Origin of the sequence: Streptomyces smyrnaeus, from assembly GCF_017676345.1 — a bacterium.
In the GTDB taxonomy this organism is placed as follows: Bacteria; Actinomycetota; Actinomycetes; order Streptomycetales; family Streptomycetaceae; genus Streptomyces; species Streptomyces smyrnaeus.
This window is the reverse complement of the sequence record NZ_JAFFZM010000011.1, coordinates 152536-164959: the sequence shown is the minus strand read 5'-3', so window position 1 is coordinate 164959 and position 12424 is coordinate 152536. Positions and strand designations below refer to the sequence as shown.

At 70.3% G+C, this 12424-nt stretch carries 10 protein-coding genes; 5 read left to right on the top strand and 5 right to left on the bottom strand.

Annotation, left to right across the window (positions count from 1 at the left end; genetic code table 11):
* The first annotated feature begins 7 nt into the window (after positions 1–7).
* Positions 8–1672, top strand: a complete 1665-nt coding sequence (locus JW613_RS19425; RefSeq protein WP_209212086.1) for an alpha/beta hydrolase — start codon at positions 8–10, stop codon at positions 1670–1672.
* Positions 1673–1763: 91 nt separating this feature from the next.
* Here JW613_RS19425 and JW613_RS19420 read toward each other — a convergent pair whose 3' ends face one another.
* Entirely contained in the window at positions 1764–2528 is a 765-nt protein-coding gene (locus JW613_RS19420; protein ID WP_209212085.1) for a lysophospholipid acyltransferase family protein, read from the bottom strand.
* Between the two features lie 637 nt (positions 2529–3165).
* Between JW613_RS19420 and JW613_RS19415 the strand changes: the two genes are divergently transcribed.
* The 4 genes from JW613_RS19415 (at position 3166) to JW613_RS19400 (ending at position 8458) form a co-directional block, all read left to right on the top strand.
* Positions 3166–3975, top strand: coding sequence for an AfsR/SARP family transcriptional regulator (locus tag JW613_RS19415; RefSeq protein ID WP_209212084.1), 810 nt, complete (start codon positions 3166–3168; stop codon positions 3973–3975).
* A 6-nt stretch (positions 3976–3981) separates the two neighbouring features.
* Entirely contained in the window at positions 3982–6912 is a 2931-nt protein-coding gene (locus JW613_RS19410) for a beta-ketoacyl [acyl carrier protein] synthase domain-containing protein (RefSeq protein ID WP_245225944.1), read from the top strand.
* Positions 6902–8065 (top strand): L-prolyl-[peptidyl-carrier protein] dehydrogenase, encoded by a 1164-nt coding sequence (gene redW, locus JW613_RS19405; protein ID WP_209212083.1) that lies wholly within the window; start codon positions 6902–6904, stop codon positions 8063–8065. The genes JW613_RS19410 and redW overlap by 11 nt, the downstream gene beginning before the upstream one ends.
* Positions 8066–8140: 75 nt before the next feature.
* Positions 8141–8458, top strand: coding sequence for a RedY/HapK family protein (locus tag JW613_RS19400; protein WP_209212082.1), 318 nt, complete (start codon positions 8141–8143; stop codon positions 8456–8458).
* Positions 8459–8531: 73 nt separating this feature from the next.
* On the opposite strand, the gene JW613_RS19395 is transcribed toward JW613_RS19400, so the two are convergent.
* From JW613_RS19395 to JW613_RS19380, 4 genes are all read right to left on the bottom strand, one after another.
* Positions 8532–9182, bottom strand: coding sequence for a helix-turn-helix transcriptional regulator (locus tag JW613_RS19395; RefSeq protein ID WP_209212081.1), 651 nt, complete (start codon positions 9180–9182; stop codon positions 8532–8534).
* Positions 9183–9528: 346 nt separating this feature from the next.
* Positions 9529–10695 (bottom strand): nitroreductase family protein, encoded by a 1167-nt coding sequence (locus tag JW613_RS19390; RefSeq protein ID WP_209212080.1) that lies wholly within the window; start codon positions 10693–10695, stop codon positions 9529–9531.
* Positions 10696–10705: 10 nt separating this feature from the next.
* The gene (locus JW613_RS19385) at positions 10706–11545 is read right to left on the bottom strand and encodes a 4'-phosphopantetheinyl transferase family protein (RefSeq protein ID WP_245225943.1); all 840 of its coding nucleotides are present in this window, start codon (positions 11543–11545) and stop codon (positions 10706–10708) included.
* Positions 11532–12419 (bottom strand): DUF6206 family protein, encoded by an 888-nt coding sequence (locus tag JW613_RS19380; protein WP_209212079.1) that lies wholly within the window; start codon positions 12417–12419, stop codon positions 11532–11534. Before JW613_RS19380 ends, JW613_RS19385 begins: the two co-directional genes overlap by 14 nt.
* Positions 12420–12424: the final 5 nt, after the last annotated feature.

Below are 12424 nucleotides of genomic sequence, written 5' to 3'. Positions count from 1 at the left end.
GAATCACGTGAACAGACGGAAGGCGGCCATAGCCGCCGCCGGCACCATCGCCGCCGGAGCCCTCACGGCGGGGCTGATATCCGTTCCGTCCGCCGTCGCGGAGGGCGGCAGCACCCACGCCCGGGCCGGCAAGCACTCGGGCGCCGCCGAGGCGCGCGGGGTGCGGAAGGCAGCCGCCCGCGCCGCACGCGCCGGCATCGACTGGAAGGACTGCCCCGCCGACTGGGGACTCAAGGACGGCGTCGAGTGCGGCTGGGTCACCGTCCCCCTCGATTACGCCGACCCCGACGGCAAGAAGATCAAGCTCGCCGTCGACCGGGCCCGCAGCACCGGCGGCAAGGAGAAGCGACAGGGCTCCCTCGTCTACAACCCGGGCGGCCCCGGCGGCTCCGGGCTGCGCTTCCCCAACCGCATCCCGGACAAGAACCCGCTGTGGGCCAAGGCCGCCACCGCCTACGACTTCGTCGGCTTCGACCCGCGCGGGGTCGGCCACTCGGCCCCCATCTCCTGTGCCGACCCCCAGGAGTGGGTCAAGGCCCCCAAGGCGGACCCGGTCCCCGACAGCGAGGCCGACAAGCTCGCCCAGCGCAAGCTGGCCAAGGAGTACGCCGACGGCTGCAAGGAGCGCAGCGGCGACCTGCTCGCCCAGATGACAACGCCCAACGCCGCACGCGACCTCGACGTCATCCGCGCCGCGCTCGGCGACAAGAAGCTCAACTTCCTCGGCGTCTCCTACGGCACCTACATGGGCGCCGTCTACGCCGAGCTGTTCCCCGGCCACATCCGGCGGATGATCACCGACAGCGTGGTGAACCCTTCCCGGAAGAAGATCTGGTACGACGTCAACCTCGACCAGGACGTGGCGTTCCAGACCCGCTGGGACGACTGGAAGAAGTGGGTGGCCGAGCACGACGACGTCTACGGCATCGGCTCGACCCCCGAGAAGGTCGAGGCCAAGTGGCGCGAGCTGCGCGCCACCGCCAAGAAGAACCCCATCGGCGGCGTCGTCGGCCCCGCCGAGCTGCTGGGCTTCTTCCAGAGCGCGCCGTACTACGACTCGGCCTGGGCCAGTGTCGCCTCGGTGTGGTCCGCCTACCTCAAGGGGGACGAGAAGCCGCTGATCGAGTCCGCGGCACCGGACATGTCCGACGTGGCGGGCAACAAGGCGAGCGAGAACGGCAACGCCGTCTACAACGCCGTCGAGTGCAACGACGCCAAATGGCCCCGCGACTGGAAGACCTGGGACCGGGACAACACCCGGCTGCACGAGAAGTACCCGTTCCTGACGTGGTCCAACGCGTGGATGAACTACCCCTGCGCCGTCTGGCCGCTCAAGCAGCACGACGCCCTGGAGATCCGCGCCAAGACCTCGCACCCGGTGCTGATGATCCAGGCCACCCGGGACGCCGCCACGCCCTACCCGGGCGGTGTGGAGCTGCACAAGCGCCTCAAGGGCTCCCGGCTGATCACCGAGAGGGACGCGGGCTCGCACGGCATCACCAATCTGAAGAACCCCTGCATCAACAAGCGCGTCGACGCCTATCTCCTCGAGGGGACTGTCGGCGCCAAGGATGTGACCTGCGCCCCGCACGCGACCCCGGAGCCCGTCGGGTCCGCGGCCAAGGCAACCGCGAAGGCGAAGGCCGCAGCGGTGCCCGCGCTCGTTCCGTAGAGCGTCCGCTTCCGCAGAACGTCGACTTCCGCGGCCGACCGGCACGGACAAGGGGCGGCCCGAATTCTTCGGGCCGCCCCTCAGTCGTCGCCTAATGCTTCTGCCGCTTTTCCCGCTTTTCCCGCTTTTCCCGCTGCTCCTGCTTTCCCTGCTTCTGCTGTTTCTCGCGGGCCCGTTCCTCGGCCTGGGCGGCCTTCGCGTCGGGGGCGTACATATCGACGTACTCCTGGCCGGAGAGCTGCATGATCTCGTGGATGATCTCGTCGGTGACGGCCCGCAGTACCGTCCGCTCGTGCTCCATCCCCGCGAACCGCGAGAAGTCCAGCGGCTTGCCGAACCTGATCGTCACCCGGCCCATACGGGGCACCTTCCGGCCCGGCGGCTGGAGTTCGAAGGTGCCCACCATCGCGCACGGGATCACCTTCACCCCGGCACCGAGCGCCATCGCGGCGACGCCGACCCGGCCCTTGTAAAGCCGTCCGTCGTGGGAGCGGGTGCCCTCCGGGTAGATGCCGAGCAACTCTCCCTTGCGCAGAACGCCCAGCCCTTCGTCGATGGCCGCCTGCCCGGCGCCCTTCCCGGAGCGGTCGACGGGGATCTGGCCCACGCTGTGGAAGAACGCCGCGGTCAGCCTGCCCTTGAGACCCGGGCCCGTGAAGTACTCGGCCTTGGCGAGGAAGGTGATGCGGCGCTTGAGGATCGCCGGCATCACGAAGTGGTCGGAGAAGGACAGATGGTTCCCCGCGACGATCGCGGGTCCCTCGTCCGGTACGTTCTCCAGGCCCTCGATCCGTGGCCGGAACACCAGCCGCAGCAGCGGCCCCAGCAGCACGTACTTCAGTACGTAGTAGAACACGTGCCTCTCCCGGCTCTACCGCGGCGGCTCAAGCGCCTCAGGTGGCTCGACGGTGCGCTCCTCGCCGGTCAGCGCGGGCAGCTGTCGGCTACTGACCGAACGTCACTTCATGTGATTGAGGTACCGATCGTAGCGCCTGGACGGGCCGTGGTCCGGGGTACTGCTCCTCAGGCATGTTCGACCCGGCGAACGGCGATCCGTCGCCAATCGCCGCAAAGGTCCTCTTCGTGAGGTCCTCAGGTGTTTCCTGGTGCTCCGTTGAGGTGATCATGCGGTCACTCAACGAATGGATGAGCGAAAGGGCAAGGTTCCATCGTCCGTGCATGGGCAAAACGAGTCGGTTGATCGATGACACCCTCCCGGCCGGCTGAAAGTATGGCCGGTCTGAAAGGGAATTCAGCTGTCTGCAGCAGGGAGCACCGGGTCAGCGCCACACGGTTTCGAGTCGCAACTTCCGGACAAGTGTGTTGGGCGGAATGCCGCATCCCGGCACGGTCGATGAAGAGTACGAGCGCGGCAGCGCAACAGGCGACCCGCCTGCCGGGTGGGCGCAGTTCGAGTCACAGAGGAATTCAGTGCGCGAATTCTCTCGGCCACGGCCGATGAGCGAGTTCAAGCATCATGGGGGAATAACGCTGTGGACATTGACATACTCGGCCCGCTGTCCGTCTCCTGCGAGGGACGAACCATCGGGGTGCGCGCCAGCAAGGTCCGCGCCATGCTCGCCACCCTGGCGCTGGAGCCGGGGCACGTCGTCTCGCACGTGGAACTGGCCGATGAACTGTGGGCGGGACATCCGGTCGGGAATCCCCGCAACGCGCTGCAGGCGCACGCCACCCGTGTCCGCAAAGTGCTGGGCCTGCCGGCGGGGGACGCGGCGCTGCTGCGTGCCGTCCCCAACGGCTATCTGCTGAACGTCTCCCGGGACCGCATCGACGGCAACAGGTTCCTGGATCACGCGGTGCGGGGTGCGGAAGCCCTGCCGGGCGAACCGGAGCGGGCGCTGCGCCATCTGGAAGCCGCGCTCGGGCTGTGGCGGGGGCCGGCCCTGCTGGATGCGGGCGACGGGCTGCGCTGCCGCAGCGCGGGCGCGCTGTTCGAGGAGCGACGGCTGACGGTCTGGGAAGACCTGGCAAGCGCCCGGCTGATCCTGGGCGACGAGTCGCGGGCGATTGCCGAACTGCGCCAGCTCACGGCGCAGTACCCGCTGCGCGAGCGCTTCTGCGAACTGCTGATGCTGGCGCTGTACCGGACCGGCCGGCAGAGCGACGCGCTGGAACTCTTCCGCCTCACCCAGCGGCGCCTCGACGAGGAACTGGGCATCCAACCGGCGGAGCCCCTCCAGCGCCGGCACGCCGAGATCCTCGCGCACGATCCCGCGCTCTCCCATCCCGGGGTGCTGTGGGGCCGTCGCGAACCGGGGCGCGACGGACTTCCGACGGGCTGACGCCACATGACCACCCCAGACGAGGAACAGGAGCAGCCCGCCATGCACTCGGGACGGGGCAGCAGCACCGACGACGACCACGCGGCCCCAGGGTCCGAGCCGATCGCCGTGGTGGGCATCGCGGCGCTCTACCCGGCGGCCCGGTCAGTGGCCGACTACTGGCGGCTGCACACGGACGCGGTGGGCGAGGGCGACCGGGAAACGGGGCGGCCCGCCACCGGTACGAGCACTGCGAGCACGACGACCGGTACCGCCGGGCCACCGGAAGCCGGCTCCGGCTCCGGCTCCGGTTCCGGACTCGACGGTATCGAGGTCGACGTCGCCCGGTTCGGCATCCCGCCGGCCCAGGCCGCCTCCATGGCACGCATGCAGCTCCTCATGCTGGAGGCCGCCCGCCAGTGCCTGGACGACGCGGGTTACGCACAGCGGCCGTTGCCGTCCGAGAGAACGGACGTGGTGACCGGCACCTGCTTCGGGCTCGACCGGCAGTACGCCAACGCCCTGCGGGTGGAGGGCAGCCGGTACGCGCGCGACCTGGAGCGGGCGACAGCCGAGGCCGGGACACCCGGTCCCGGTCCCGGTGGCGCGGGGGCCCGTGCCGCCGAGGAGTTCCGCTCCGCGATGCTGCGCCGACTGGGTGCCTCGCCCCACGACCGGATAGGAGAGATGGCGAGCACGATCCCGGCCAGGGTGGCGGCGGCGTTCAAGCTGCGAGGACGCACCCTGGCCGTGGAGTCGGCCGACGCCACCTCGTATCTGGGCATCGCACACGCGGTGGACAGCCTCCGCTGCGACCTGACGGACGCCGCCTTGGTGCTGGCCGGGCAGTGCCATGAGGGCCGCTCGGCCTCCCCGGTCCCCGGGTCGTCGTCCGGCAGCGCCGCTCTTCCGCTCTCCGAGGGTGTCGGGGCGCTGCTGCTCAAGCGGCTGTCCTCGGCGGTGCGGGACGGTGACCGCGTCTACGCCACCCTTGTGGACTGCACCCTGCGCCAGGACGCGCGCCCCGGTGTCTTCCGCCACTCGTCCTCGACCCCTCGGCAGCGGGAGACCATCGACGCGAGCTGGCGGCGCACGGGTGTGCCCGCGGCCTCCGTGCAGTACGTGGAGTGCGCGGGGGGCGGTGTCGAGTTGCTGGCGCGGACGTACTCGGGCCTGCTGGAGGCCGCGTCCGCCGTGGCCGTCGGCAGCGTCCGGGACCGGCTCGGGGACACCTACGCGAACGCCGGACTGGCGGGTGTCAGCAAGGTCGCCCTGGCGCTGTACCACCGACGGCTCCCCGCACAGCGCGCGGCGGCGCTCGGGGAGTTGCCCGTCTCCGGCACCCCGTTGCGCACGGTGGTGGAGGCGGAGGACTGGCAGCGGCCGGCGGGCGGCGGCCCCCGCCGTGCCGTGGTCGGCGGGGCCTCTGTGACGGGCACGCTGTGCCACCTGGTGCTTCAGGAGTACGCGCAGGACGCTGACCGCTCGCAGCCCCAGCAGTCCCATCAGTCCCAGCAGCCCCAGGGACGGGGTGCCCGGCTCCGGTGGCACGGAACCGGCCCGGAACCCATCGCCGTGATCGGGTACGGCGGGCGGTTCGCCGACACGGCCGATGCCGACGCGTTCTGGGCCGCGACGCTGGACGGCCGGGACCACATCCGCCCGGTCCCCGACGCCCTGCTCGACCGGGAGCTCTACCACAGCCCGCACGCCCTCAGCCTCAACCGCAGCTACGCCGAGCAAGGCGCTCCGATGCCCGTGCCGAGGACACCGCCGCCGGGCGTGCGGATCGCGCCGGGCCGCTACGAGGCGCTGGATGCGGCTCAGCGGGTCGGGCTGGCGGTGGCCGACGAACTGTTCGCCCGCCGGGGGACGGTGCCCGGCACGCTGACCGGTACCGGTCTGGTCGCCGTGGGCAGCAACTTGGGGCTCGCCACCGAGCGGAACGCGCACACCGGGCGGTGCCTGGACGTGTTCGAGGAGACGGTGCGCTCCCTGGACACGCTCCAGGGCTGGTCCCGTGACGAGGTGGAGCCCCTGTTGAAGTCGGTGCGCGAGCTGTACGGCGAGCCGGGGCCCGCCGACCGTCCGACGATGCTCGACGGCTGTCTGGCGAGCGGGGTGGCGGCGCTCATCGCCAACGAATACGGTCTGGCCGCCGTCCCGGTCGCGGTCGAGGCCGCCTGCGCCTCCTCGCTCGCCGCCGTCGACATGGCGGTCACCCGGCTCCGGACGGGCGCGGCGGACTACGCGCTCGCCGGCGGCGTCGAACTGCCATGCAACGCACGCGACATGATTCTCTGCTCGGCGCTGGGCCTGCTCTCGCACGACAAGATCACGCCGTTCGATCTGGCGGCCGACGGCTTCACCCCCGGGGACGGCTGCGCGCTCTTCCTGCTGAAGAGGCTGCGGGACGCGCGGCGGGACGGCGATCGGATCCTCGGTCTGCTGCGCGGCGTCGGCGCGTCCAACGACGCCAAGTCGCTCATCGCTCCCGACGCGGCGGGCCAGTCCCGCGCCATGCGACAGGCCTTCGAGCAGGTCGACTTCGCCCCCGCGGCGGTGGATTACGTGGAGGCGCACGGAACCGGGACCCGGGTGGGCGACCGTGTGGAGGTCGCGGCCATGGCGCAGGTCTACTCGGGCCCGCGGCGCGCCCCGCTGGAGCTCGGTTCCGCCAAGTCGTTCTTCGGGCACACCTTCGCGGCCGCGGGAGCCGCCGGGTTGCTGCGTGCGCTGCTGGCCGTGGGAGCGCGAACCCTTCCGCCGAACGCCAACCTCCGGACGCTCAACCCGGAACTGGAACTCGACCTGATTCCCGCCCGCGTCTCCACCGGTGCGCAGCCCTGGCATACGGGGCCCGGCCGCCCCCGGCGCGCGGGCGTCAGCTCGTTCGGCACCGGTGGCATCAACTATCACCTGCTCCTAGAGGAGTACACGGACAGTCATGGACTTTGATCTCTCGCCCGAAACGGAAGAGATGCGCGACATGGTCGTGCGTTTCGCCCAGCGCGAGCTGACCCCGCCGGCCGCCTTCGACGCCGTGGACTTCCGTCGTCGCTGGCTGGCGGCCGGCCGACAGGGGCTCGCCGGCAGCAGCGTCCCGACCGCGTACGGTGGCAGCGGCCTGGACGCGGTGTCGGCCGCGGCGATGATGGAGGCCCTCGGGTTCGGCTGCGAGGACACCGGCTTCGCCTTCTCGATCGCCGCGCATCTGTTCGCCGCCGTCATGCCCATCGTCGAGTTCGGGACACCGGAGCAGAAGAAGACCTGGCTCCCCGCGCTCGGTTCGGGGGAGCGGATAGCCGCGCACTGCATAACGGAGCCGGAGGCCGGCTCGGACGCACTGCGGCTGCGGACCCGCGCCACGCGCGACGGCGACGGCTACCGGCTCAGCGGCTCGAAGTGCTTCACCACGAACGCGCCGGTCGCGGATCTGTTCATCGTGCAGGCCGCCACCGACCCGGACGGCGGATTCTTCGGCCTGACCACCTTCCTCGTCGAGGCGGGAACACCCGGCCTGAGCGTGGGACAGCGCTACGAGAAGGTCGGTCTGCGCGGCTCACCCATGGCGGACGTCCACTTCGACGACTGCCTCGTCCCGGACACCCAGGTGCTCGGGGCCGAGGGTTCGGGCGCCGCCGTCTTCTCCTGTTCGATGAAGTGGGAGCGCACCTGTCTGTTCGCTGCCTACCTGGGCGCCATGAAACGGGTGCTGGACTCCACCGTCGCGCACGTCAGGGAACGTGAACAGTTCGGTACGCCGATCGGCGCCTTCCAGGCCGTGAGCCACCGCGTGGTCGACATGATGGTCCGCCACGAGTCGGCCCGGCTGCTGCTCTACAAGGCGGCCCGGGGGCTGGCCGACGGTACCGGCGACGAGATCGGCCCGGCGCTGGCGAAGATCGCGGTGAGCGAGGCAGCGGTACAGCTCGGCCTGGATGCGGTGCAGTTGCGCGGTGCGTTGGGGATCCTCGACGGCGAGGCCGAAGCACTGCTGCGGGACGCCCTGCCCGCCCGGATCTTTTCCGGCACGAACGAGATCCAGAAGAACAATGTGGCGCGTGTGCTCGGACTCAACCCCCGTCGGCGCGGCACCGGACGGCTGTGAAACCGACCGCCGGAAGCGAAGAGGACGGTCGGTATATGAAGAGAACGGTCAGCATATGAGGGAAGGAAGAACGGAATGGACGTCATTGTTCACCGGATCCGGCTGCGCGACGGAGTGGACCCCGCCGCGTTCGAAAGGTGGGTGCGGGAGACGGACTACGCCTCCTGCCCCCTGCTGCCCAGTGTGCTGTCCTTCACCGTGCAGCGGGTTACGGACGACAGTTCGACGCAGTTCGACTACTTCGAGGTGATCTCCGTGCGCAGCCGTGCGGAGTTCCGGCGTGATATGGAGGGCGACACGTTCCAGGGGCTGGCCGCCGAGTTCGAAAAGCTGGCGACCGTCGTGGACGAACTGGTCGGCGAGCGCGTCGAGCCCGGCTACCCTGCGGCATGAGGCCCACCGGCGGGTGGGCCGGTGCCCCGCTCCGGGGCCGTCGCAGGCGGGGTCGGCGGGAGCGGCGGCCCGCTCACCGGCGGGACACCTTCTGTTCGATCGTGTTGATCAGTCCCGTCTCGTACGCGACGGCGACAGCCTGCGCCCGTGACCGGACGTTGAGCTTGTGCAGCACATTGTGGACATGGGACCGGATCGTGGCGCCGGAGACCGAAAGCTTTTCCGCGATCTCGTCGTTGGCCATTCCCTGCGCCAGCAACAGCAACACCTCGTTCTCCCGTAGTGTCAATGTATTCGCTGCCGGGGGTAACGGACAGGAACGCGCCAACATTTCCACGGATTTTCGCGCGGCAACCGGAACCACAATGGCATCCACTTCGACCAGCGTTCTGATCACATGAATGAGTTCATCCACCGAGCTTTCCACGGAAAGCACGGCGCGTACCCCGACCCGGAGCGCTTCGAAGGCCCTGTGCATGTTCTCGGCCTTGGCGAGCATGAGAACTTTGCTCAGCTGGGCGAGCTCGGCGAGCTCGGTCCGGTCGTCGACGGTGAGCGCCGGACTCACCACGACGATCACCTCGGGCGGGTCCTCCGTCGCGAGCGCGACGATGCTCTGCACCGATGTCTCCGCCCTGACCTGCAGGTTGTGCTCTTCGAGCAGGGCGCGCATGCCCTCGCACATGATGACTTTGTCGCAGAACATCAGTATGCGGGTGCTCATGACCGACCCCCCCGGGCGGTCGGCCGAGGGGGTCTGTGTGGTGAATGAACTTCCCGGCCGAAGTGCCGGGGTGGCTTGGCGTAGGTCCTGGTAATTGAACGATGCGTCAACAACCACACCCTCATAAGCATCCGTCCCCCGTCCGCTGGAATGGGTCACTTTAACACGGCCTTCAGGCGGTAGCCAGGGTAATGTCGACCAGGCAAATCCGCACGACTTGAACAGGATTCAAGTGCGTGGAATGCGAGACAACCAGTCGCTTGCTGCAACCTATTGCCGGGTGTTTGCCTGTTGCGGCATACAACAGGAGAAATCTTGGTGACGCGGCCCCGTCGCTTCGCCGCTGTCAGAGCGAGCGGTGTTCCCCGGCGTCGGGGCGTCTCGCCGTTGGCGGGACCTCGGCGGTGGGCCGGCCGAGCCGGCTGACGAAGAACGTCCGCCCCGCCAGCTTGAGCCGGGCCTGCAGCTTCTGCCGAAGGTCCTCGTGCTGCACCACGACACTGATCGGGTGCAGGGCCAGTCCCGCCCCGGCCGCCGCCAGCCAGTAGTCCGCGAGCCGCGCACCGCCGGCCAGCAGGTCGGCGGGCCCGGGCTGTGCAGTCGTGAAGCCCATGGCCGTCAGGGCGGGGGTCCCGGCGCGTACGGTGGCGGCGAGACCGTCGGCCAGACGGCGGTCGTAGCCGAGACGGCACAACGGCCGCAGCACCCGGGGATCGAGCAGCACCCGCTTGGCCAGATGCCGGGCGGGTGACAGAGGGCCGAAGAGCTGCCGCAGCGTGAAGCCGTCACCACGCATGTCCGCTTCGGCACGGCTCAGGCGCAGGTAGGAGTGGGTCTCCCGCCACGCTTCCGGGTGGCTGAAGTCGCGCCCGGCGTAGCGGGAGCAGAACGCGGCGAAGGACTCCAGCTGTTGGGGTCGCGTCAGATGCTGAACGGTCACGGTGCCCGGCCACAGCTCCTCGGCGGTCGGCGTCTCCAGGGCGTCCAGAAGGCCGGCGTCGAGCGGCTCCCTCCGGTAGGTGCCGCGCTGGGTACGTCGGGCCCCGGCCGTGGTGCGCAGCTCGGCGAACCGTTCGCCGGACCCCTCGCCGTACCGCAGGGCCGCCACACACAGCAGGGACCACCTCGGCGGCCACCCGCTGAAGGGTGCGGGAGCGTCGGCTTCCAGGACCCGTACCCGGGACGGGGCCCAGCCCTGCGCGGCGAGCGCGCGCAGCAGCGTACGCCAGTACGCGCCGCAGCTCACCCGCATCTCGACGGCGTGGGCCGGCAGGGCGGTCAGCTCGCGGCCGTGGTCCAGGGCGAGTGCCACATACTCCTCGTCCCTTCTCTCCTCCCCGCCACCGAGCAGGGTGGCCGCGGCAGCCCGCGCCCCGTCCGTGGACAGCCGGGCGAGGCCCCAGGGCTGGCAGTTGTGCGACGAGGGACTGAGCGCGGCCGTCGCGGTCGCTCCGGTGAGGGCCGTGTCGAAGCGCCGCTCCAGCTCGGTCGCCGCGTGGCTCGTCGGCTGCATGGATCCTCCACTACGTGCTCACCACGGCCAGGTAGTAGCCGTCGATCTCGAACGCCCAGCTCTCCTTGAGTCCGCCTTCCGCGGCGGGTGCGTGACGGAGCAGCCCGACGCCGGCCCGCCAGCTGAAACGGCCGTCCGGCCGCCACCCGGTCAGCGCCACTTCGCAGGCGTCGACACGGAGACCGAAGCCGTAGTGCTTGAGCACGGCCTCCTTGCAGGCCCAGCGCAGCGGCAGCGGCATCGCCGCCAGAAGTCGCCGCTCGGGGTCGGCGGAGTGCGGCTCCCCCTCGGCGGTCAGCAACTCGGCCAGCAGCGGCGGGACCTCGCGCCGGTGCTCCAGATCCACCCCGACCGCGTGCGGTCCGCAGACGGCCACCGCCAGGTCCGCCGAGTGGGACAGCCCCACCTCCACCGGCGCGTCGACCACCGGCTTGCCCGCCCGCATTCCGTCGGGGATGGCGTCGACGCGTACCTCGCGGTTCGTGACCAGGTGGCCCCGCTGCCGCAACTGGTGGGCGCAGACACTGTGCTTGACAGCGAGCCGCCCCGCCAGCCACTCGCACCGTCTGCTCGGCAGCGGCAGCGACGCCGCGTATGCGGCCTCCCGGGCGGTCAGATGCCGGGACGTCAGCCGCCGCCGCGCCGCGTCCCCTGCCGTATGCAGCCAGGCGATGGACACCACCGCGAGGGTGAGCCGCCGCGCGAGGTGGAACACGCGCAGCGGCACCTGCGGGTCGAACGTGATCCGGCGGCCCGCGCCGCTGCGGAACGGCGACGGGGGCAGGTCGCGAGGGTGTGTGAGGGCGTGGGGCGGTGCGGGGGCGCGCGGGGGCGCGTCAGCGGTCGACATCGGGCGGCAGGAGGAACGGATAGGGCCGGCGCAGCAGCCGGTGCCCGAGGCGATCGACCTTGCGCAGCCGCTGGATGAAGGCCCATGACCGGGCGTCGGCCCGATAGTAGTCGGCGACCTCCTGCTCGGTGAGGGGCACGTCGAGGCGTGCCTCGGCCTGGGCGAGGAAGCCCGGTATCAGGTGGCTGAGGCGTTCCTTGTGCAGATTGCCGAGGAAGTCGAGGACCACGCCGCGCGTCGAGTAGAACTTGTCGAAGATCGACTTGGCCGTGGCGACACGGACGATGTCCCGCAGCAGCCAGGGGAGCGAGGCGAAGAACAGCCGTACGTCCAGCAGTTCACGCCCGGCGGCGTCCCGCATCAGGGGAGAGGTCACATCGATGTAGAGCAGTTCGCCGTCGATGTCGACCCAGTTGGAGGCCTGGGCGTCCAGCCCGAGGGTGGGGGAGACGGCACCCTCCACCTGGTCCAGGAAGCGGGAGAAGAAGTCGGCGGCCCAGGCCTCGCTCTCGCTGTGCAGGAGGTTGGAGCACAGCCGCTTGCGTGGCAGCGTCTCCTGGACGCAGTAGCCGACGATCCCGCCGCCGGGCCGAGGCTGGTGCCACAGCTCGGTCTCCGCGACCCGGACGCCTCCCTCCCGCAGCCGCCGCAGATAGGTCCGCAGGGTCTGCTCGTAGTTGAGGAAGCGGCCACGGTCGGGGAAGACCGGAAGCCGCTTGCAGGCGAAGGAGCCGCTTCGGGCCTCCAGCTCCAGTACGAGGGTCACCTCGCCGTGGCCCAGCAAGGTCAGCGCGGTGTCGTCCGAGGTCCGGAGCGCTGTTTGCACCCGGTCCTCCAGTGAACTGAGATCGCGGTCAGGGACGGTGAACGTCATGGGGG

Bases quoted from the DNA above. Each gene is read 5' to 3' on its own strand.
- JW613_RS19410 (WP_245225944.1), top strand. From the start codon at position 3,982: ATGACCACCCCAGACGAGGAACAGGAGCAGCCCGCCATGCACTCGGGA.
- redW (WP_209212083.1), top strand. From the start codon at position 6,902: ATGGACTTTGATCTCTCGCCCGAAACGGAAGAGATGCGCGACATGGTC.
- JW613_RS19400 (WP_209212082.1), top strand. From the start codon at position 8,141: ATGGACGTCATTGTTCACCGGATCCGGCTGCGCGACGGAGTGGACCCC.
- JW613_RS19395 (WP_209212081.1), bottom strand. From the start codon at position 9,182: ATGAGCACCCGCATACTGATGTTCTGCGACAAAGTCATCATGTGCGAG.
- JW613_RS19390 (WP_209212080.1), bottom strand. From the start codon at position 10,695: ATGCAGCCGACGAGCCACGCGGCGACCGAGCTGGAGCGGCGCTTCGAC.
- JW613_RS19385 (WP_245225943.1), bottom strand. From the start codon at position 11,545: ATGTCGACCGCTGACGCGCCCCCGCGCGCCCCCGCACCGCCCCACGCC.
- JW613_RS19380 (WP_209212079.1), bottom strand. From the start codon at position 12,419: ATGACGTTCACCGTCCCTGACCGCGATCTCAGTTCACTGGAGGACCGG.